We start from the raw sequence: 21,867 nt of genomic DNA, 5'->3' as shown, positions 1-21,867 counted from the left end.
ACCGGCTGTCGCTTGCTACCTAATAACTTCGGACTATGACTTATTGCGAGTCAGTTGATCACGTAAGTTCGGTGGCGTCCCTTTAATGGTTAGCGTGTCTGTCTCTGGATCGTAGAAGATACGCTCACCTAAAAGCAGACTATCAAAACTAACATTCAAACCGCCACCAGCACCAACAAATTTTGTTAGTTTACGCATAGTTGCGCGGTCTGCTGGGAAGCTGTCTTCTAACTCGTAGCCTTGCTCACTAGTATAGTCAAAGAAGCTTGTACCATCTGTGCTTGCTGGCAATTCTCCAGAAAGTTCACGAACTTGAACTTCATCACCCGCTTTAAGCTGTTCGTTACAGTAATCCGCAACTTGTTTTTTATAGCTGATCGCTTCTTCTTTCTCTAACTTAGAGTCAGAAACAAAGTCTTCTACCGCTTGCATCAATACTTGGTTTTGCTGCTTAGCATCCAAGCCTACTTCTGCTTGAAGGAAGTCTAAGAAGAAGTCAGCGACTTTACGACCAACGCGCCCTTTAATATAAGTAAGGTAACGGTTTGACTCTTTGTCTGTGTCGTATGTTGAAAGATCAAGGCGCGCAACAATATCCATCTTCGAGATATCCAGGTAATCCGTCGCACTAATATCTAGCCCTTCGGTCACTTTCAAACTTTGGTTAGAAGGCAGTAGTCCGATGAAAAGGTAGTCTGTCGCCAGTGATTGATATTCAGCCAGTACCAAAGTGCCTTCATCAGCAAAAGGATACTTTGAAAGCTCATCTTTTAGACGTAGCGCACTTTTTTGAGAGAAATCATAAAAACTTTGTTCTCCAGCTCGAAATTCATGCAACGACTGCTGGAATTCGCTGTCGGATTTGAAAGAACCAAATCCTTTACCTGCTTTTGAATTAAAAACTCGGTGAAGTTCCGCGACTAGGTTTTCAGATGCAGTATCGTTTTCTAGAGATTCAGCACGATAGTTAACAATCAGCTCTTCCTGATCGTTCTTGCTTAGCTGGTGTAAAATTACGTTGGAAAGGTGAAGGCTCATAGTGAAAATATTACCGTTCAGGTTTCAGTTGTTGTGCATAGTAGGTTATCATAAGCCGCTTTTACTATCATTATTAGAGTCCTTATGCCGATTATATCTAAATACACAGATGATCAAGTTGAAAAAATCCTAGCTGAAGTAGGTGCTGTACTGACTAAGCACAAAGCTTCACCTGAGCTTTCATTGATGATCGCTGGAAATATCGCAACCAATGTCTTAAATCAGAACGTTGCTGCTTCACAACGCAAAGGAATTGCTGAAAAATTTGCCGAAGCTTTAATTTCTTCTCTTGAAGATAAAAAGTCTCACTAAGTTTGATTGACGGAAAAAGAATTATAAATGGTAGACAGCGCAAACTCATATAGCGATCGTGTATCTCGACTGGTAGGTTGGGGCCACTGGTTTGCATTTTTCAACATCATTGCTGCGATGTTGATTGGTACTCGTTATATTACTCAATCTGCTTGGCCGGAAACCCTATTGGGTCAATTCTATTTGGCTGCATCATGGGTTGGTCATTTTGGATTTTTGGTGTTCGCGCTCTATCTATTAGTGATGTTCCCACTCACTTTTATTCTTCCGTCGAGGAAGTTATTACGTTTGGTTGCCGTTATCTTCGCAACCATAGGTTTAACTGTCCTACTGATTGATACTCAAACGTATCAAAATATAAACCTCCACCTGACACCTGTCGTGTGGGAGGTTTTATTCAGTGGAGAGGAGTCTGCACTCACTTCTGATTTGCAGCACCTCTTCATTGTAATGCCACTAATCTTCTTATTGCAGCTAGGTCTGTCTGAGTGGGTTTGGCGTAAGCAACGTAAACTGTCTCATAAACACATTGGCCGTCCTATTACTGCCGTCTTCTTCTTGTGTTTCATCAGCAGCCACTTGACCTACATGTGGGCTGATGCGTATTTCTACAACCCAATTACAAGCCAGAAAGCGAATTTCCCACTGTCTTATCCTATGACAGCAAAAAGCTTTATGGAAAAGCATGGTCTATTAGACCGTGAAGAGTATTTACAGCGTTTAGAAGCGAACCAAGAGAACGTAAACTTAGTTAGCTCCCCGCTTAAAAAAATTCAATACAACCGCCGCAGTGCTGATCTTAATATTCTACTTGTGAGTGTGAATAATCTTCGCGCTGATGCACTCAATAGCACTGCGATGCCAAGCAGCTATGCCTATGCACAACAATCGATCAACTTCACCAATCACTACAGTTCAAGTAACGACATGTTTGGTATTTTCGGATTGTTCTATGGCCTTCCTAGCAGCTACGCAAGCAGCATCAAAGCACAAGGTTCGAGCGCAGTATTACTCGATGTGCTAAAACATCACAATTATACACTTGCCGCTTTTAGCGGTGATGACTTTGACGACGCACTTTACCCGGAAGTCATCTTCCGAGGTCGTGATGCACTCCCAGAGCAAGCAACAGATGATGACCAAAGCGCAATACAAGCTTGGTCTGAATGGGTTCAATCGCCACAAGCAAAAAGCCCTTGGTTTAACTTTATTGAGCTAACAACGCTCGATAACTTCTCTAGTTACGAAACAGATGTGACGTTGACTACAGCTGAGCGTTTTACTGCAGATTACCAAAAATCGACTCAAGCGGCTGATGTTCAGTTAGCGAAAATCTACGCAGAGTTGGAGCGCCTAGATCTTCAAGACAACACAGTGGTTATCATTACCTCTAACCATGGTACTGAATTTAACGAGACGAAAACCAACAGTTGGGGTGCAAACTCCAATTACAGTCGTTACCAACTACAAGTGCCTCTGTTCATCAAATGGCCAGGTAAGTCGGCATCTGAATATACTCACCGTTCTAGTCACCTAGATGTGTCAGTCACGCTAATGCAAGAGCTATTAGGTGTATCTTCGAACCCAACAGACTTCAGTAGCGGTCGTAGCCTGTTTGATGAGCGTAGAAGAAAATGGATTCTCGCAGGAGACTCACGTGAACTTGCTCTTGTTACCGACCAACAAACAACGGTGTTAGATAAGTTTGGTAACTACAAACTGTACGATCAGAATTACAAACGTCTGAAAGATGTAAGCCCTCGCTTGCCAGTGTTGATGCAAGGCCTTACTGAGTTACAGCGGTTCTATACCAAAAATGACTAAATGATCATCAAAAAGAAAAGGGAAGCCAATGGCTTCCCTTTTTTATTGCCGTGAATGATTAGAAAACAAGCAACAAAACAAAATTATGAAAATTAAGGGTTTACAAGATCCTCTGCCCCTTATATTATTCACGCCACTGGAGGGATGGCTGAGTGGTCGAAAGCACCGGTCTTGAAAACCGGCAACCGTTAATAGCGGTTCTAGGGTTCAAATCCCTATCCCTCCACCACATTTAAGAAAGCCGCTGAGAAATCAGCGGCTTTTTTGCATCTAGCGTAAAGTTAATCGAATCTAAGAGTCAGTTAGTTAACCAGTCAAAGTCCTTAACTATCGGAATCTGACTTAAACCTGTTTCTCACGGCAACTTCAAGCCTATTACCGCTCTGTTGTATTTAAACATATAGCATAGGTAACTGACTCTTTACCTTTATAACCTATCGAAATTCGACGTCACTGTTGCAACAAAACATCCCTGCCAATAAACATGTAGACCTACGCCACCAATGCATAACCAAGTAACTTGAAGAATTGGGGGGATGTTTATTGGAATAGTGCCCTAGGTTTCTTCAGGTTCTCATTGTGGATACATAACGATAAAAAAATCCAGAGGCTTCATCGAAGTCTCTGGATTTTTAAATTTGGCTTGAGTGCAGATCTAATTAAGCGTTTTCTTGCTTAGTCTCTTGCTGCTCTGCTTGTTTTTTTTGTTCAGCTTCATTTGCTTTTTCTTCGTGGTTTGAACCACCACATCCGCCACAACAGCTCATAATTATGCTCTCTTTGATTGTATTTAAGTAACTCATTAAGGTCATAATATTAAAGTTGCATTTTAAATGCAACTTTAATATTAGCCAAATTGGCTGCTTGGTGTCTTGAGGTATTTAAGCCCTTGGTTTTATTAAAATTGGTAAGTACAACACAACGAAACAACTGTACGCGACAACCCACAGAGCACTCGATAAGGTGATGATAGAGACAATATTATTGGTAAAGTATCCACCAAATACTCGAACAATAAAGGCAAAAACAATCGCAATTAACGCCGCAGTCATTATTTTACCAATCGCAATAGCTCGACCTGTATGTCCTAGAGAGACGCGTGAGATCATTGATAAGATCATCACCCCCATTCCACCCACGGTTAAGGCATGAATCGCTTGTGATTGTGTGACCAATGACGAAATGATCGAAACGCCATACAAGACCAATCCTAACGAAATGGCCCAGTAGCTTAAGTGTAAAGACCACACAAGAGGAGTCTTAAAAGCGACCCATATTTTCCACCTTACCGCCCTAACCGCATTTGCCAGGCCACTGACAATAAACACGCTAGCAACGATATCTTGTGGAACTGGAAGTATCTGAAAGCTCAACACAACGGCGAAAATCGTGCTCACGATGCTCAGCTTTTCAAGCCATGGTAATGCAGGGGTTCGTGGTGTCTGTGTGCCATTCGCGGTAAACATAGGAAAGACTCGTCCACCCATAATGCACATAACTAGAGTCACCAACAGCACCATGCTTGTGCTAGCTTGTGAAATTAAGATTGGCTGCTGAAATAGAACACCATAGTGCATCGCCGCATTGGCAAAAGTCATTAGCAGCAAAATGGGAACGAACAATAGATTTCGCCAAAGTTTCACACTGACAATATTGTGAGCAAGATAAATGACAGCGATAGGCAAAAACAGTAAATCGAGCCCAGCCACCAACCAAGGGCTAAAGACATTAGGTAGGAACATGGCTATTCTCGCACACAGCCAGATAACCAGAAGTATCATTAACCCACGTCCGTTAATACTGCGGACACCTGTCCAATTTTGTACGGCCGTCAGTAAAAAACCAACCACGACAGTGGCCGCAAAGCCAAATAACATTTCATGAATATGCCACCACATTGCTCCGCCATAAACATTCAGAGTTGCGCTACCATTCCAAAACGCGGCCCAACCAACTAGAGCTGCAACGCTAAAAAGTGATGCAAACAAAAAAAACGGTCGAAACGCGAGCTCAAAAAATGCCGTCATTGAAACGCCATTGTTAGGGGGTTGATTTAAATCTTTCATCATCGTAAACCTAGTGAGTAAACAAAACTTACTTAAATAACGTCAACCGCCAAAAGTTGCCCTAGTTTGTAGCTGTGCCCTTCGCCGAGGAGATCTTGCAAGCTATAAGCGTCTAAGCATTTGTAAAAACACTCTTGAGCTTCAGCAAAGATTGTTTTCAATTGGCAATTTGGTGTAATAACACAGCTATTATCTTCGCCAAAACATTCAACCAAGTTACGTTTGTCTTCTAACTCTCGAACTAACGTACCTATGTTGATCTGACTTGGATGGCAACTGAGTTTCAAACCACCATTTTTTCCTCTTGTAGCGATCAGGTGCCCTTTGAGGTTGAGTTGCTGAACGATCTTCATTAAGTGGTTTTTAGAAATACCATAACTGTTAGCAATGTCGCCGATGGTGCTAAGAGATTGGTTGTTGATCGCTAAATAGATCAGAACGCGTAGGGAATAATCAGTGTAACGTGTGATATGCATGTTGGGATATTTCACTCTATAAGATGTATTTATTATAAATCTTATGAGTAATAAAGGCAAGTTAACCTAATGAGGAGTAGTGGCTAAGCACCAAGAAGCTAAGGCTGCGATCTTAATGACGTTTCTCACATCTGTTGTATGAGATCCTATCTCCATCTTCCTTTCTCAAACAAGATCTAATCCTCTAAGTCGAAGCGATCAGAAACATTTTTCGATATATTTTCACTCTGACAATATAAAAACACACAAACTTGTTCATAAAAAAAGCAGTCAGTTAATAAGGGTATTTACAAGCGAATCACACCACTATATTATTCGCGGCACTGGAGGGATGGCTGAGTGGTCGAAAGCACCGGTCTTGAAAACCGGCAACCGTTAATAGCGGTTCTAGGGTTCAAATCCCTATCCCTCCACCACATTAAAGAAAGCCGCTGAGAAATCAGCGGCTTTTTTGTATCTGATGATCACGGAGCTCAACGGTTCAGCTATTCACAACCAATGCAGCGTTTAGTAACTGCATGTGAATCGGCACCAGATCTTTGTGTTCCGACCGATAACCGCCACCTACAACACACGCCATTGGAATCGCTTTACTCTTTGCTAAGTTGAGCATCAAACAATCGCGTTCAAATATCCCTTTTGTCGAAACATTCAAATACCCCAATTCGTCATCTTGATGAATATCGACACCCGCATCATAGATAATCAGATCCGGTTGATGGTGAGCAATAGCCATGTTAGTGACTTGTTCAAAGCAACGCAGAAACTCTTCATCTTCTGTTTCACGGCTTAACGGCACATCCAAGTCAGACACAGGTTTACGCGCAGGGAAGTTCTTATCGCAGTGGAACGACAAAGTGATAATCTCATCGCTCTCTTGGCAAAGTGTCGCTGTACCATCGCCATGGTGAACATCACTGTCGACGATAAGCACTTTATCTATATGCTCAAACGTTAGCGCATGCTTAGCCGCCAAAACCAGATCATTCAACAAACAGAAGCCACTGCCAAAATCTCGGTGCGCATGATGATAGCCACCGCTAAGATGAATCGCTAAACCACTCTCGATGGCCATTTCAGCGGCCAAGCAGGTGCCACCACTTGAATAGAGTGTCCTTTCTATAAGCTGTTCACTCCACGGAAAGCCGATACGTCTCATTTTTGCTGCTGGCAAATTTCCAGAAACCAGCAAATCGACATATTCACCATCATGTACCTGCTTTACTTGTTCTACCGAAACAGGCATTGGCTGGAACATTTCGAATGCATTACCCCATTTTGGATCACTATCCATGTGGTGCTTCACAGCACTGTGCAACAGTTGGTATTTATGGATTGGATAACGATGCCCTTCTGGTAAAGGCAACTGAGAATAAATTGGATGGTAAATTAAAGGAGTCATAGATCGGGCGTATTACGTATCAATCTCAAAATCATAACAGTCTCAGACTTGGCGACAACCTTAATTAATGATAATAGTTATCATTACCTTTAATTAATTCCAGAGACAACAATGAAAAATGTAATACTCATCTGTGGTGTGATCTGCGGCTCTATCGCAGCAGTAATGATTTTCGTGAGCATGCTGATGGTCAGTTGGTGGAGCGTTGATTTTCTCGCGTTAACCCATCACACTTAACTGATTGAACTAACAAGGAATCATTATGAGCGTTATTTTTATCACTGGTGCGAACCGAGGTATTGGTCTGAGCCTAGCTCGGCACTACGTCAATGATAGCCACACCGTGTATGCCACCTATCGCGATGCTTCCACAGCACAAGAGTTACTTGCTCTCGCAAACGAAAACAACAACCTTTCGTGCATACAGCTCGACATCACGGACTATCAATCCGTCAATGAACTTCCTTCAAAACTTGAATCCATCGATATTCTCATCAACAACGCTGGCTACTATGGCCCTAAAGGTTACGGGTTAGGTAATACCGATGTAGAAGAGTGGCGTCGTGTTTTTGAAATCAACACCATCGCTCCTCTCAAGCTCGTTGAATCCTTACTGCCTCTGCTAGCAAAGAGCCCAATAAAAAAGATCGCGTGCCTTTCATCAAGAGTGGGCAGTATGTCTGAAAACACATCTGGCGGAGGCTACATCTATCGTTCCTCTAAAGCGGCTCTAAACTCGGTTGTGAAGAGTTTAAGCAACGACTTAACCGATAATGGCTTTACAGTGCTGGCGTTACATCCTGGTTGGGTACAGACGGAAATGGGCGGACCTAATGCTCTTATTGATACAGAGACTTCGGCTCAAGGCCTTGTGACTGTAATAGAGTCATCGAATACTGAAGTGAGTGGTCACTTCTTTAATTTCGATGGTAGCGAAATAGACTGGTAGCGGTCACATGGATCGTCGCGTTATCTCAAGCTTAATCGTACGTTCACCACTGTTGTGTCTAACAATGGTGCTCACTGGATGTTTCGATGACAGCCCACAGAACTATTTCGACGACTATCAGACCAAAATCGCCAACGTGCAAGATGCTGACGAGATACAACAAGACTGGGAGCTCGAAAGCTTACCGAGAAAGCGAGAACTGTTTATTGAAGTTCCTTCGCTCTCTATCGGGCTCATAGACAGTTATCAACTTCGGCAATGTGGATTATTCAACCTGATTGCAGAAAGAAACTCTGTACTTGGGAAAGTCGCCGACGAGTTCAGAAATTACGATTATCAAGTCGCTTTACTGGAAGGTGTTGGTCATTGTTTATCTAATAACGAATTAGAACCAGAGATCGTAGAATTACTCAGAGAAATCGAGCAACAGAAACTCGCACAATTTCCACTGCACCAATGGAATCTCATCTATGCCAGTGAAGCTATGCAGTCGCAAATGCGTGGTAGCCAGTGGTTACGTGCTGATATTGGCGATCAAGTTCGACAGACAAGTGACGCGCTAGAGCACATAAATCAAGCGTTAAACACACCGCTCGTTTCCGGCAAGACTACTGAGGTTCAAGAAGGATTAGAGAAGAGTTCGACGCTTGGGGATTTGTACTACTCACTATCTAGTGCTTCGGCAGAGCTTGATACCATCACCCAGCAGCTGACTACTTTTGACGCCAACATTATCTGTGGGAAGCAACGAGACACGACTAAGTTTCGCTATCTCAACAATGTGTTCGAACAACAGTATATTGACAAGGTTCAGCCTTACATGGCCCAATTGGATGGCTACTATCAGCACCTAGCCCCCCAACTTGCTATGTTTGACGCACAGCCTGAGCTACACAGTTATCACTTTCCCATCAAAGATGCGCATCAAGCCTTTCGATCATCCACTCGGCGCCATGTCGACTATTGGCAACAGCTGTTTAAGCGCTGCGGACGCAAGGTTGGGCGTTAAGTCTAATATCGCCAATAAGCAGCGGTTTGCTCTCAGTTCCTAGCTTTTAGTGCCTTTCTTAGCATACGTCCCTTTTTTGGCATACGTACCTTTGTTGGCATAAGACTTCGCACCACCACCTTTGCGGCGTTTAAAGGCAGGTCTTTCGACTTTAGGAAGATGACGCAGAGATTCAGGGACTTCACCTGTTTTTACCTTACCCATTAAGCCATCGATCTTACTTTCTAGCGCTTGCATGAAGGGTTGATACGCTTGGTTTCGTTCAGCCATGCCTTGCAACTGATGTTCCCAGTGAGCAGTCATGTCGGGAAAGGTCGAGTCCTCAGGTAAAGCATTAATCAAACCTCTGCCGGCAGGGCTACTATGGATGCTTTTACCTTGTCGCGTTAACAGTTGTCTCTTGAACAAAGTATCTAGAATACCCGCTCGGGTTGCTTCCGTTCCAAGGCCATCGGTCTCTTTCAAAATGGCTTTAAGGTCTTTGTTCGCGACAAAGCGCGCGATACCTGTCATCGCTTGTAGCAAGGTCGCTTCCGTGAAGTGCTTTGGTGGTTCGGTTTTCTTATCACCAATAATACCTTCACGACACGTCAACACCGTTCCTTTATCCAATGGAGGAACCGTATCTGTACCATCGCCTTTCTCTTCGGTGTCCGTTTTCCCCATCAACACCTTCCAACCTGGGCTAATAAGTTGTCGCCCTTTTGCTATGAACACACCACCAGCGATATCAAAAACCAACTTAGCATCCGCAAAAACAGCCGGTGGGTAGAACTGCATCAGATATTGGCGGGCGATTTGCTGATAGATTTTCATCTCATTAGCAGATAGGCCATTCACCGCTGATTTCTTCGGCGTTGGGATTATCGCGTGGTGAGCATCGACCTTACTGTCGTTCCATGCTTTGGATTTAAGAGAAAGATCCGCGCCTTGCGCACCACTTTGCAGCTCTTTCGCATTATTGGCGATAGCATCGACTACCGACTCTCGTTGCGAATAATGATCTTTAGGTAGATAGCGGCTATCAGAACGTGGGTAAGTGATGAGTTTGTGTTTCTCATACAATGACTGACAAGTGTCGAGTACCTGTTGAGCGCTCATACCAAAACGCTTAGACGCATCAATCTGCAGAGCTGACAGCGAATAAGGGAGTGGTGCCGCTTGTTTGCTTTGCTTTTGCTCTGATTCCGTCACCGTTGCAGGCTGATTAGCAATTCGGTTAGCGACATTCTCAACCAGCTTTCGATTGAGTACGCGGCCTTCTTCATCTTGCCAAGGTTTACATGCTTCGCTTGGTTTCCAACGTGCTCGAATATCAAAGCTCTGGCCGTTGTTTTGATAAGGGATCAGCGCATGCAGAGTAAAATAATCTTTCGGAATGAAGTTTTCGATCTCTTCATCACGCCTTACGACCAAACCAAGTACAGGCGTTTGCACTCGCCCTACCGACAACACGCCTTGGTAACCCGCCTTTTGACCTAACAAGGTATACGCGCGAGTCATGTTCATGCCATACAGCCAATCGGCTCTAGAGCGCGCCAATGCAGAAATAGAAAGTGGAATAAAATCTCGGTTACTGCGCATTTGAGAGAGCGCACGCTTTACCGCTGGCAAGTTCAAGTCACTAATAAGTAACCTGTCCATCGACTCTTTCTTAGTCTTAGACACCTTGCAATAATCAATCACTTCATCCACCAGCAGCTGCCCTTCTCTATCCGGGTCACCCGCATGGACAATTTGGGTCGCGTCCTTCAATAGCTTTCGGATCACCGTCAGCTGTTTGCTTGACGTCTTGCGTGGTCTCAACTGCCATTGCTCCGGTACGATGGGAAGATCGGCTAAGTTCCACTTCTTATAACGGTCGTCATAAGCATCCGGCTCAACCTGCTCCAATAAGTGTCCAATACACCAAGTCACCACATCCCCATTGCCACATTTGATAAACCCTTGGTCTTTCTTTTGTGGATTCGGTAGTGCGGCGGCAATCGCGCGGCCTAGGCTTGGTTTTTCAGCAATAATAAGGCGAGACATGTTTTTCCAGATGCTACAAACAATTAGAGCCACATTATCTAATGTGGCTCCTAGAAATCAAGAAAAACTGGTTGTTTATACAGTTAACATTCAACAATTCGTTGTGTGGCTATTTTCCTGACGAGATCTACAAGAACTCAACGAACTTTGAGAAGTCACGCTCTGGCGCTTTCATTGGCGTACAGCCCGGAGTACCTAGGTATAGGAAGCCAACAATTTCATCGTCGCCTTCTAGGCCGAAAGCTTGGTGCACTTCAGGGTGGAACATCCATTTACCTGAACGCCAAAAACCTTGGAAGCCTTGTGCAACTGCGGCCATTTGCATTGCTTGCGCAGCACAACCCGCAGACAGGTGTTGTTCGAACGCAGGCACTTTCTCGTGCTCAGTTACCTTTGCGATGATAGTGATCACCATTGGAGCTCGGAACGGCGCTTTCTTTACTTTCTCGATAACCGCTTCTTCGCTTTCATCCGCTTCAGCGGCACGCACCAAGATGTCTGAAAGTTTCTGTAACCCTGAACCTTGTGCGATAACAAAGCGCCATGGTGTCAGTGCGCCGTGGTCTGGAGCTCGTAAACCTGCTTTGATGATATTTTCTAACGCGACACCTTCAGGTGCTGGATCAGAGAGTTTTGCGATAGAGCGTCTGTTGAGCAATAGATCCAAAGCATCCATTTGAAGTCCTTAATAATTTTTATTGTTTGTATAGCTGAACTGTAGCACAGAATACAAACGATAATAAATCTCAACGGCTGTCCAATTGACACAATAGTTCAAACAATACTGGAAACAATAAAGGCTCCTAAATCTATGACTTAGGAGCCTTATTTACAGGTTTCGTTCAGGTTTATGAACGAGTGCATTCTGTTTGTTGTTAGAGCTTAATGGCTAACTCAACACCTTGGCGAATTGCGCGCACGGCATCCAGTTCACCTGCGTAATCGGCACCGCCTATCACGTGTAGTTTGCCACCAAACTCTTGCCACATGTCTTCGAATGGACGAACTGAAACTTGGCCCGCACACACGATAACGGAATCGGCATCGAGTACCTGATCTTTCTTACCAACGCTGATATGCAGACCTTGGTCGTCAATCTTGTTGTAGCTCACGCCACCAAGTAAGTTCACACCACGTTTTTCTAGAGTACGTTTATGAATCCAGCCAGTAGTTTTACCTGGGCCTTTACCCACTCGACCGGCTTTACGCTGCATCACCCAAACCGTTTTATCACTGAACGAATCAGGGTAAGGATAAAGTCCACCTGGGTGCTCCATATTCTTATCAATGCCCCACTCATGCAGCCAGTCGTCCAAGCTATGAGAAGTCGGCTCTGTCAGCATAGTTGCCACATCAATACCAATACCACCGGCACCAACAATCGCGACTTTTTCGCCTACTGGTGTCTTTTCACGAATCAAGGTTTGATAATCGATTACGTTTTCTTGGTCAATTCCTTCAATATCAAGCTTTCTTGGTTCAACACCAGCAGCCATCACGACTTCATCGTACTTCAACAACATCTCAAACGTCGCTTCAGTATCTAGTTTTAAGTTCACGCCTGATGCATCTATTTGGTTAGCAAAGTAACGAATCGTTTCTCTAAACTCTTCTTTACCCGGGATTTGCATTGCCAATCTAAATTGTCCACCGATGCGGTCATTTTTCTCAATCAGATCAACCTTATGCCCACGCTGTGCCAACGTTGTTGCACAAGCTAAACCTGCTGGCCCAGCACCGACGACGGCAATGGTTTTGGTTGCTTGAGCGGGTTGCACAACAATTTCAGTTTCATAACAAGCGCGAGGGTTCACCAAGCAGCTCGCTCGTTTGCCTTTGAATACGTTATCAAGACACGCTTGGTTACAACCGATACAGGTGTTAATGAACTGCGCTTGGTCTTGAGCGGCTTTATTAACAAAGTCAGGGTCTGCCAAGAATGGACGAGCCATTGATACCATGTCGGCCTGTCCTGAACTGAGGATACGTTCGGCCTCTTCTGGCGTGTTGATTCGGTTACACGTCACCACTGGGATCGACACGTATGGTTTTACTTTTTCTGTCACCCAAGAGAATGCCCCTCTTGGAACTTGTGTCGCAATAGTTGGGACACGAGCTTCATGCCAACCAATACCAGTATTAATAATGGTCACGCCCGCTTCTTCTAGCTTCTGAGCCAGAAGGACAACATCTTCAAACGTGCTGCCTTGCTCAACCAGATCCAACATCGATAAGCGGAAAATAATGATGAAATCTTTACCCACCGCTTCGCGAATCGATTTAACGATCTCTAATGGGAAACGCATGCGCTTCTCATAAGAACCGCCCCATTCGTCATAACGCATGTTGGTACGTTTACAGATAAATTGGTTAATCAAGTAGCCTTCCGAGCCCATGATCTCGATGCCGTCATAGCCAGCAACCTGAGCTAATTCTGCACTGTTGGCAAAGGCACCTATGGTCTTTTTAATTTGACGAGGGCTCATCTCACTCGGTGCAAACTTAGCGATTGGCGCTTTGATGCCCGAAGCACTTTGCGCGAATGGGTGCATGGCATAGCGGCCAGCATGTAGCAACTGAAGGGCAATTTTACCGCCATGCTTATGCACGGCCTCGGTAACAACTTGGTGAGCTTTAGCGTGCTTAACTTTACTGAACTCAGCACTAAATGGGGTCAATCTGCCACGTAAATTAGGAGAGAAACCACCGGTAACAATAAGGCCAACGCCTCCTTTTGCTCGCTCTTCATAAAACGCGGCAAGCTTGTGGAGGCCTTCTTTATTTTCTTCTAAACCCGTGTGCATTGATCCCATCAATACACGGTTACGTAATTGAGTAAATCCAAGATCGAGTGGTTCGAGTAAATGTGGGTACATGGCAGACATCACTTCTATTATTATATCCTTGTGGTCAGACCACAATATAACTCAATCACCAAAAGTTCAAACAACCGTTTACATTTTTGTAACACCGATCATAATGCAGGACGTATTAATCGTTCAGAAACCCCTAATATGACTACACTTAATGAGAATATATATCGATTAGCAATTCTTGGTGTAGTTTGAGCTAGGGAATTATCGTAGGATATCAAGCAGTTCATATTATTGAGATTAATGGTACTACAGCTTGTTAAAGCGACGTGATCTCACTGCGGAGACAGAATGAAAAAAATATTCAAATTTATAGGCATGATCTTTAAAGGGATTTGGAAGCTCATCACGTTTGTGCGTCTTGCGCTGGTTAACCTTTTCTTTTTACTCAGTATCGCCATCATCTACTTTGTATACTTCCACTCAGACACAACTCAACCCACTGTTCCACAGGAATCGGCTTTAGTGCTTAACCTGTCTGGTCCTATCGTGGAGCAAAGTCGCTATATCAATCCGATGGATTCAGTCACGGGCTCACTGCTTGGCAAAGACCTTCCAAAAGAGAACGTCCTGTTTGATATTGTTGAAACGATTCGCTACGCCAAAGACGATGACAAGGTAACAGGTATCGTTTTAGCACTCAAAGAACTGCCAGAAACCAATCTGACCAAGCTTCGCTACATTGCTAAAGCGCTCAACGAGTTCAAAGCAACTGGCAAACCAATTTATGCGGTGGGTGACTTTTACAACCAAAGCCAATACTACCTAGCCAGCTACGCAACTAAAGTCTTCCTATCACCAGATGGTGGGGTTCTTCTTAAAGGCTACAGTGCTTACTCGCTATTCTACAAAACTCTATTACAGAAGCTTGACGTAAATACACATGTATTCCGCGTCGGTACTTATAAGTCTGCAATCGAACCTTTCATTCGCGACGATATGTCAGACGCAGCGAAAGAGTCAGCTTCTCGTTGGTTGGGTCAACTGTGGGGAGCATACGTTGATGACGTAAGCAACAACCGCCAGATCGATGCTAAAACCTTGAACCCAAGCATGGACTCTTTCTTAAAAGACCTTGAGTCGGTTGATGGCGATATCGCAAAACTGGCAGAGAAGCTTGGTTTAGTTGACGAACTGGCAACTCGCCAACAAGTTCGTCTAGAGCTCGCAGACGTCTTCGGCAGTGACGGTCAAGACAGCTATAACGCGTTGGGGTACTACGAGTACCGTGCAACCATGCTTCCAGACATGACCAGTGAATCTCACGACGTTGCCGTGATTGTAGCGAGCGGCGCAATTATGGATGGCAAGCAACCGCGTGGCACAGTTGGCGGAGACACCACAGCAGCCCTACTGCGCCAAGCACGTAACGACGATAAAGTGAAAGCCGTTGTGCTTCGTGTCGATAGTCCAGGTGGCAGTGCCTTTGCTTCAGAAGTCATTCGCAATGAAATAGAAGCGATCAAGCAAGCGGGTAAGCCGGTTGTTGTGTCGATGTCGAGCCTTGCTGCTTCAGGCGGTTACTGGATCTCGATGGGTGCGGATAAGATCCTAGCTCAGCCAACCACACTAACGGGTTCAATTGGTATCTTCAGTGTTATCACCACCTTCGAAAAAGGGTTGAACGATATTGGTGTTTACACTGATGGCGTTGGTACGTCGCCTTTCTCTGGCCTTGGTATTACAACAGGGCTTAGCGACGGCGCGAAAGATGCGTTCCAAATGGGCATTGAAAACGGTTACCGCCGATTCATCAGCCTAGTTGGAGAAAACCGTGGCATGGAAGTCGATGCTGTCGACAAGATTGCTCAAGGCCGAGTATGGACAGGCCAAGATGCAATCGAGAAAGGTCTAGTCGATGAAATTGGTGATTTTGATGATGCGATTACAGCTGCGGCTTCACTTGCAGAGCTTGAAACCTACAACATTTACTGGGTAGAAGAGCCTCTTTCAGCCACTGAACTATTTATTCAAGAATTTATGAACCAAGTTCAGATGTCGATAGGCCTTGATATTCAGTCAATGATTCCAAGCAGTTTACAGCCTGTTACTCAACAGTTAGCTCAAGATAGCCAACTGTTAGGTAACTTTAACGACCCACAAGGTCGATATGCTTTTTGCTTAAACTGCCAAGTTCAATAAGATAAGCTCAACGCTTTGTTATCAAGAGGCGCCTCTGTGTGAGGCGCCTCTTTTTATTGCATGATAATTCGCTATAATCGCCCCCCTGTTCCCTATATCACACTAAGTATTAATCGCCATGGAAAGAAAACACATCTATATCGCGTATACCGGCGGCACAATTGGCATGCAGAAGTCTTTGGACCACGGCTATGTCCCAGTCGCAGGTTTTATGGATAAGCAGCTAGCTGGCATGCCTGAATTCCATCGCCCAGAAATGCCTGAGTACACCATTCATGAATACTCTCCATTAATGGACTCTTCAGATATGACGCCACTTGATTGGCAGACTATCGCTGATGATATTCGCGCGAACTACGATAAGTACGATGGTTTCGTTATCCTGCACGGTACAGACACTATGGCTTACACCGCCTCAGCTCTGTCATTCATGTTAGAAAACCTCGGCAAACCTGTGATTGTTACGGGCTCTCAGATCCCATTAGCAGAATTACGTTCAGACGGACAAGCAAACCTGCTTAATGCTCTGCACATTGCAGCGAACTATCCGATCAACGAAGTGACACTGTTCTTCAACAACAAGTTGATGCGCGGTAACCGCAGTACAAAATCACACGCTGATGGCTTCAATGCGTTTACCTCTCCAAACCTAACTCCATTGCTAGAAGCGGGTATCAATATCCAGATCAGCAATAACGTTAAGGTAAACGAACAACCTGAAGGTGCTTTCAAGGTTCATAACATTACTCCGCAACCCATCGGTGTAATTACAATGTACCCAGGAATCTCGCATGAGGTGATTCGCAACACGCTACTACAGCCTGTAAATGCAATGATTCTGCTTACTTTTGGTGTTGGTAACGCACCGCAAAATCAAGAACTACTTCAACACTTAAAAGATGCCTCAGAGCGAGGTGTGATTGTGGTGAACCTAACTCAGTGTTTGGCAGGTAAAGTTAACATGGGTGGTTACGCGACGGGTTGTGCACTAGCAGAATCGGGCGTTATCAGTGGTTACGATATGACACCAGAAGCAGCACTGGCGAAATTACATTATCTATTGAGCCAAGATTTAAGCTACGAAGAAGTGAAGGCTCAAATGCAACAAGTGTTACGCGGTGAGATGAGCTTATAAGCCTATCCTGCGATTCATTTAGCCGAGGGCTTACCTTTAATCAAGCCCCTCACGTAAACCTGAACTAAATCGTATTATTGTTTATAAATAAACAGCTTAACAGTCAAAAAGGGGTGGCACAGTGCCACCCCTTTGTTGTAATTTAAGCCCAATGATTAGGATTAACTCTAACAATATCTTCTTGGTCGGACTTAAACTGCTTCTTTAGTTCAGACTTTGATTTAAAGCTAATTTCTCCGCCGGCTGCAATTGTCATATGTTGAGCTTCAGAGTTATGTTTCGATTGATACAACATAACCGCCTGCATACACGAGTCGCGCTGCTCTTTAGAGAGCGCCGTTCCTTCTGGCCATTTCCCCGTTTCAACTGCATAGTTTAAACGTTCGTAGACCTCGGGGGTCATTGCGCTAAGAAGTTGTTCTGCATCCATGGTAAGGCCTTAGTTTTAACAATTTTCACCAGAAAATAACCCGTATCAGAATTGAGTCAAGAACCTGACTGAAAATAAGTGTATTTGATCACAAGTGAAGGAATATGAAAATTATGAAATGGTTGGTACTAAGCCTATTGCCTTTCACTCTGGTTGGGTGTTTTGACGGGAACAAAAATACCGCTCAATTGTGCGAAAGCAACCCGTGGCTTCAGTGTGAAAAGTTAAATATGAACGACGGACAGTGCCGTGTCGCACGTACCGACCTCGTCTGGCATCGATTTGAAGCAAAAGAAAACCCCAGCGATACCAATAAGATTAAAGAATTCGAATTAGCCTCTGCTTACAAAAAGTGTCTAGAGCTTGCTGCACAGATCGAAACGATTGATCAATCCAAACTTCAAGAACGTCGCTTCATCTCCTTAATGAATAGTATCGAAGAGTCTGAACGTATTGTTAACGAACTCTCGCGATCAAATACCCCGGAAACGCTTTATTTTATGTGGTCACAAACTGGGGATACCAACGCAAGACGCAGTTTCCTGCAATTAGAAGGGACAGAAGCATTAAACACAGCAGAGATGCAATATGCGCTAGCCACTTTTTATACTACCCGTGACCATGAAAAGACGCTTAAGCTACTCAACAATGCGTTAACGCTTTCTAATGGTTCGAAGGTCAACACCGAGATCTTCAAATCGATGGCGAGTATCAACCACAGCCTTGGGCATATGGAAAAGGCGTACGTGTGGGCCATGGTAGCGAAAGAGTTTGATGTACCTATTGCTTCGGAAGCAGAACTTAACGTGTTGTACCGTTTCGATGAGTCAACATACGAACAACTGAATCAAGACGCGGACAATATAGTAGAAGCTATTGAAGATGAGGTTTACAGCTCTTCAATCGTCCCTCGTTACTGATCGCACTGTTCTCGTTTTCTAGTCCAAACGTTCTATTCACGAGCTTTCAAAAAAACAGCTACCATGATGGTAGCTGTTTTCGTTTGTGCTAGAAATAACTCTGAAATACTGAGCTACTGGGCAGTTCAGTACCACTCAATCAACAAATACGCCTGTAAGGATTAGACAATTATGACAAGTTATTTGGTAGTTTCGTCATTTTTGTTGAAAATTAACGACACAGAATTAACACAGAACCGTTCACCGGTTGTCTTCGGACCATCAGGAAAAACGTGACCTAAATGGCTATCACAAGCGGTACAACGGATCTCTACACGCTTCATTCCGTGACTTAGATCTTCTATATAGCGTACTGCTTCATCATTCACTGGGGCATCAAAGCTTGGCCAACCGCACCCTGAATCATATTTGTTATCCGACAGAAACAAAGGGCTTTCACAGCATGTGCAGCTATAGACACCCGTCTTATGGTTGTGCAGTAACTTACCGCTATATGGGGCTTCGGTACCACGTTGACGACACACAGAAAATTCATCGTCCGTTAGGCGTTCACGCCAGTATTCATCAGGCTTTATCATATTTCCTCCCTTTTGAATCACGTTAATATCTCTCCACATTATCAGTTATTATATTTACTTTTTTCTATAAAGGCTTGCATATGAGTCGTTTTGTAGCACATACTTTCTCACCAAGAAACATTGTACATATACACTCATAAGTGAATCATCATTTAGAGGTATTTTACCCAACTGGAAGGGTACAGAGCCACTCGCAATGGTCAATTTTCAACCACTTACACCCAATTGTTAAGAAAAGCGTCGCTTTTTTTTGACATTAAACAAGTTAAGTCGGATTATCTATTGCAGATGTATACTGGATTCTGTAATTTTACTACCAGTTATCTTTAATCAGAAATTAAGTTGTGGAGCAACTACAATGACTATCAAAGTAGGTATTAACGGTTTTGGCCGTATCGGCCGTTTCGTATTCCGCGCAGCTCAAGAGCGTGCAGACATCGAAGTAGTAGGTATTAACGATCTAATCGACGTAGAGTACATGGCATACATGCTTAAGTACGACTCAACTCACGGCCGTTTCAACGGTACTGTTGAAGTTGAAGGCGGTAACCTAATCGTTAACGGTAAAACTGTACGTGTTACAGCTGAGCGTAACCCAGAAGACCTTAAGTGGGATGCTATCGAAGTAGACGTAGTTGCTGAAGCAACTGGTCTTTTCCTAACTGACGAGACTGCACGTAAGCACATCACTGCTGGCGCTAAGAAAGTAGTTCTTACTGGTCCTTCTAAAGATGCAACTCCAATGTTCGTAATGGGCGTTAACCAAGCATCTTACGCTGGTCAAGACATCGTTTCTAACGCTTCTTGTACTACTAACTGTCTTGCACCTATCGCTAAAGTACTTAACGATAAGTGGGGCATTGAGTCTGGTCTTATGACTACAGTTCACGCTACTACAGCAACTCAAAAAACTGTAGATGGCCCTTCTGCTAAAGACTGGCGCGGTGGCCGTGGTGCTTCTCAAAACATCATCCCATCTTCAACTGGTGCTGCTAAAGCTGTAGGCGTTGTTCTTCCAGAACTAAACGGCCTTCTAACTGGTATGGCTTTCCGTGTACCAACTGCTAACGTATCTGTAGTTGACCTAACTGTTAACCTAAAAGAAGCTGCATCTTACGAAGAAATTTGTGCTGCAATGAAAGAAGCTTCTGAAGGCGAAATGGCTGGCGTTCTTGGTTACACTGAAGACCAAGTAGTATCACAAGATTTCATCGGTGAAGTTCAAACTTCAGTATTCGATGCTAAAGCTGGTGTTGCTCTAACTGACAAATTCGTTAAAGTTGTATCTTGGTACGACAACGAAATCGGTTACTCAAACAAAGTTCTAGACCTAATCGCTCACATCTCTAAGTAATTTCTTTTTAGAAATAGCTTTAGATAAGCATTAGCGAAGACTGTTTTGAGCAGACTTTGAAAAAGGCGACCTTAGTGTCGCCTTTTTAATACCTGCTATCTTTTAAACCGCGCCTGTCTAAGCTCATCAAGATAGCCCACACGTAAAATTCAATTCTAATACTGACTCTGCTTGTCACTCATAAAATCACAAGCACCCTAGTTCTAGTCAGCATTTGAATTCAATTTCCTTAGAAGGATCATGTAATGGATTTATCTACTCTACCTGCACTGTCGGTACTTTCTAACAACGTCACTATCGTTGAGCACGAAGGTGTAAAACTAGTTCGTGTTATCCACGATAAAGCAAACGCAGCGATTTCGTTGTTTGGCGGTCATGTGGTGTCATTTCAACCACAAGGTCAAGAAGACCTAATTTGGATGAGCCAACAAGCTAAATTCGACGGCAAAACGGCTCTGCGTGGTGGTATTCCAGTATGTTGGCCTTGGTTTGGTCGCATTGCAGCCCCAGCGCATGGTTTTGCACGTTCAAGCGAATGGCAATTAGTTGAGCACCGTGAAAGCGAAGCTGGCGTGATTGTTAGCTTAGCTCTGAAGCCAAGCGAAGAGACGCTAGCAGTATGGCCTCATCAGTTTGATGCACGTTTGAATGTTGAGATCGGCGAGCAGCTAAAAGTAACGCTGGACGTGAAGAACACTGATTCTCAGCCATGGACTTTCTCTGGTGCACTGCACACTTACCTAAACGTTGGCGATATTCACAACACAACCACAACGGGTATGGGTGCTGAGTACATTGATAGCCTACAAGGTGGCAAGATCGGCCAAGGTGGTGCTGAACTGGTACTGACTGACACGATTGACCGCGTTTACACACAACCAGAAGCGCAAATCTTTGTTGCTGACAAAAAGCTGGATCGCACACTAACGGTTGAAAACCACGGCCATAACTCTGCGGTACTGTGGAACCCGTGGGCGGAAGGGGCTGCAGGTATGGGCGACATGCAAGACGACGGTTATCTAACCATGATGTGTGTCGAGTCAACACTGCACGCACCAAGCCTAGAAGCAGGAAAAACGTTACAGCCTGGTGAAAGCCACCAGCTGATTACAGTGATTGCTTCGAAATAAGCTTAAAGCTACGCCAATTAGATACGAAAATGCAGCCCATGAGCTGCATTTTTATTGCCCCTAACCCTCTCTATCTCTATCTCTATCTCTATCTCTATTCCCATGACCAGTTTGTAAGTTAACGCAGACAAAATTTATCTACTCAGATTCAAATACATTCCAAATTACATTTCATATCTCATACGCCATAATTTATAA

General features: G+C 44.1%; 19 protein-coding genes and 2 tRNA genes. 12 read left to right on the top strand and 9 right to left on the bottom strand.

Translation table 11 applies throughout. The features are described from left to right. Positions 1-33: 33 nt before the first annotated feature. The gene (gene yejK / locus AB6D07_RS11995; protein WP_009848690.1) at positions 34-1,038 is read right to left on the bottom strand and encodes a nucleoid-associated protein YejK; all 1,005 of its coding nucleotides are present in this window, start codon (positions 1,036-1,038) and stop codon (positions 34-36) included. An 84-nt stretch (positions 1,039-1,122) separates the two neighbouring features. Here yejK and AB6D07_RS11990 point away from each other — a divergent pair, with 84 nt between their 5' ends. The 3 genes from AB6D07_RS11990 to AB6D07_RS11980 all read left to right on the top strand — a co-directional run bounded on the left by AB6D07_RS11990 (position 1,123) and on the right by AB6D07_RS11980 (position 3,403). Beyond that, the gene (locus tag AB6D07_RS11990; protein WP_004734063.1) at positions 1,123-1,350 is read left to right on the top strand and encodes a YejL family protein; all 228 of its coding nucleotides are present in this window, start codon (positions 1,123-1,125) and stop codon (positions 1,348-1,350) included. Between the two features lie 27 nt (positions 1,351-1,377). Beyond that, positions 1,378-3,174 carry a DUF3413 domain-containing protein gene (locus AB6D07_RS11985; protein ID WP_372140719.1) on the top strand — a complete coding sequence of 599 codons (1,797 nt, stop codon included), beginning with the start codon at positions 1,378-1,380 and terminating at the stop codon, positions 3,172-3,174. Positions 3,175-3,312: 138 nt separating this feature from the next. Beyond that, positions 3,313-3,403: transfer RNA gene (locus tag AB6D07_RS11980), tRNA-Ser, on the top strand. A 652-nt stretch (positions 3,404-4,055) separates the two neighbouring features. On the opposite strand, the gene AB6D07_RS11975 is transcribed toward AB6D07_RS11980, so the two are convergent. Then, positions 4,056-5,240, bottom strand: a complete 1,185-nt coding sequence (locus AB6D07_RS11975) for an NnrS family protein (RefSeq protein WP_017104051.1) — start codon at positions 5,238-5,240, stop codon at positions 4,056-4,058. A gap of 32 nt (positions 5,241-5,272) precedes the next feature. Continuing rightward, complete coding sequence (locus tag AB6D07_RS11970; RefSeq protein ID WP_009848694.1) at positions 5,273-5,716, bottom strand: Rrf2 family transcriptional regulator; 444 nt, start codon at positions 5,714-5,716, stop codon at positions 5,273-5,275. Positions 5,717-6,041: 325 nt separating this feature from the next. Here AB6D07_RS11970 and AB6D07_RS11965 point away from each other — a divergent pair. Further along, positions 6,042-6,132, top strand: a tRNA-Ser gene (locus AB6D07_RS11965). Positions 6,133-6,197: 65 nt separating this feature from the next. On the opposite strand, the gene AB6D07_RS11960 is transcribed toward AB6D07_RS11965, so the two are convergent. After that, positions 6,198-7,118, bottom strand: a complete 921-nt coding sequence (locus AB6D07_RS11960; RefSeq protein WP_017104050.1) for a histone deacetylase — start codon at positions 7,116-7,118, stop codon at positions 6,198-6,200. 111 nt (positions 7,119-7,229) lie between these two features. Between AB6D07_RS11960 and AB6D07_RS11955 the strand changes: the two genes are divergently transcribed. From AB6D07_RS11955 to AB6D07_RS11945, 3 genes are read left to right on the top strand one after another with little or no spacing between them, the layout of a single operon-like run. Next, entirely contained in the window at positions 7,230-7,355 is a 126-nt protein-coding gene (locus tag AB6D07_RS11955) for a hypothetical protein (RefSeq protein ID WP_277814459.1), read from the top strand. 25 nt (positions 7,356-7,380) lie between these two features. Then, a complete protein-coding gene (locus AB6D07_RS11950) occupies positions 7,381-8,067 on the top strand; it encodes an SDR family oxidoreductase (protein ID WP_017104049.1) in 687 nt (228 codons plus the stop codon). A 7-nt stretch (positions 8,068-8,074) separates the two neighbouring features. Further along, complete coding sequence (locus AB6D07_RS11945) at positions 8,075-9,076, top strand: DUF3080 domain-containing protein (RefSeq protein WP_017104048.1); 1,002 nt, start codon at positions 8,075-8,077, stop codon at positions 9,074-9,076. Positions 9,077-9,115: 39 nt separating this feature from the next. On the opposite strand, the gene AB6D07_RS11940 is transcribed toward AB6D07_RS11945, so the two are convergent. The 3 genes from AB6D07_RS11940 to AB6D07_RS11930 all read right to left on the bottom strand — a co-directional run bounded on the left by AB6D07_RS11940 (position 9,116) and on the right by AB6D07_RS11930 (position 13,992). Next, positions 9,116-11,107: a DNA topoisomerase III gene (locus AB6D07_RS11940; RefSeq protein ID WP_017104047.1), complete on the bottom strand. Its 1,992-nt coding sequence runs from the start codon at positions 11,105-11,107 to the stop codon at positions 9,116-9,118. 127 nt (positions 11,108-11,234) lie between these two features. After that, positions 11,235-11,783: an NAD(P)H nitroreductase gene (locus tag AB6D07_RS11935; RefSeq protein WP_017104045.1), complete on the bottom strand. Its 549-nt coding sequence runs from the start codon at positions 11,781-11,783 to the stop codon at positions 11,235-11,237. 199 nt (positions 11,784-11,982) lie between these two features. Then, positions 11,983-13,992, bottom strand: a complete 2,010-nt coding sequence (locus AB6D07_RS11930; RefSeq protein WP_029223123.1) for an NADPH-dependent 2,4-dienoyl-CoA reductase — start codon at positions 13,990-13,992, stop codon at positions 11,983-11,985. A gap of 279 nt (positions 13,993-14,271) precedes the next feature. Between AB6D07_RS11930 and sppA the strand changes: the two genes are divergently transcribed. Continuing rightward, positions 14,272-16,122 carry a signal peptide peptidase SppA gene (sppA, locus tag AB6D07_RS11925; protein WP_017104043.1) on the top strand — a complete coding sequence of 617 codons (1,851 nt, stop codon included), beginning with the start codon at positions 14,272-14,274 and terminating at the stop codon, positions 16,120-16,122. Between the two features lie 118 nt (positions 16,123-16,240). Next, entirely contained in the window at positions 16,241-17,257 is a 1,017-nt protein-coding gene (gene ansA, locus AB6D07_RS11920) for an asparaginase (protein WP_012603507.1), read from the top strand. 142 nt (positions 17,258-17,399) lie between these two features. Here ansA and AB6D07_RS11915 read toward each other — a convergent pair whose 3' ends face one another. After that, a complete protein-coding gene (locus AB6D07_RS11915; protein ID WP_017104042.1) occupies positions 17,400-17,687 on the bottom strand; it encodes a YeaC family protein in 288 nt (95 codons plus the stop codon). 113 nt (positions 17,688-17,800) lie between these two features. Here AB6D07_RS11915 and AB6D07_RS11910 point away from each other — a divergent pair, with 113 nt between their 5' ends. Next, entirely contained in the window at positions 17,801-18,607 is an 807-nt protein-coding gene (locus tag AB6D07_RS11910; RefSeq protein ID WP_029223122.1) for a DUF2989 domain-containing protein, read from the top strand. 179 nt (positions 18,608-18,786) lie between these two features. Here AB6D07_RS11910 and msrB read toward each other — a convergent pair whose 3' ends face one another. After that, entirely contained in the window at positions 18,787-19,185 is a 399-nt protein-coding gene (gene msrB / locus AB6D07_RS11905) for a peptide-methionine (R)-S-oxide reductase MsrB (protein WP_009848657.1), read from the bottom strand. A 358-nt stretch (positions 19,186-19,543) separates the two neighbouring features. Between msrB and gap the strand changes: the two genes are divergently transcribed. Then, positions 19,544-20,539, top strand: coding sequence for a type I glyceraldehyde-3-phosphate dehydrogenase (gene gap, locus AB6D07_RS11900; RefSeq protein ID WP_009848658.1), 996 nt, complete (start codon positions 19,544-19,546; stop codon positions 20,537-20,539). Positions 20,540-20,784: 245 nt separating this feature from the next. Then, complete coding sequence (locus AB6D07_RS11895) at positions 20,785-21,669, top strand: D-hexose-6-phosphate mutarotase (protein ID WP_017104040.1); 885 nt, start codon at positions 20,785-20,787, stop codon at positions 21,667-21,669. Positions 21,670-21,867: the final 198 nt, after the last annotated feature.

It is taken from the genome of Vibrio sp. 10N.239.312.C11 (assembly GCF_041466065.1).
Lineage (GTDB): Bacteria > Pseudomonadota > Gammaproteobacteria > Enterobacterales > Vibrionaceae > Vibrio > Vibrio tasmaniensis_A.
The sequence above is the reverse complement of the archived record's forward strand: the minus strand, read 5'-3'. Positions and strand labels throughout refer to the sequence as shown.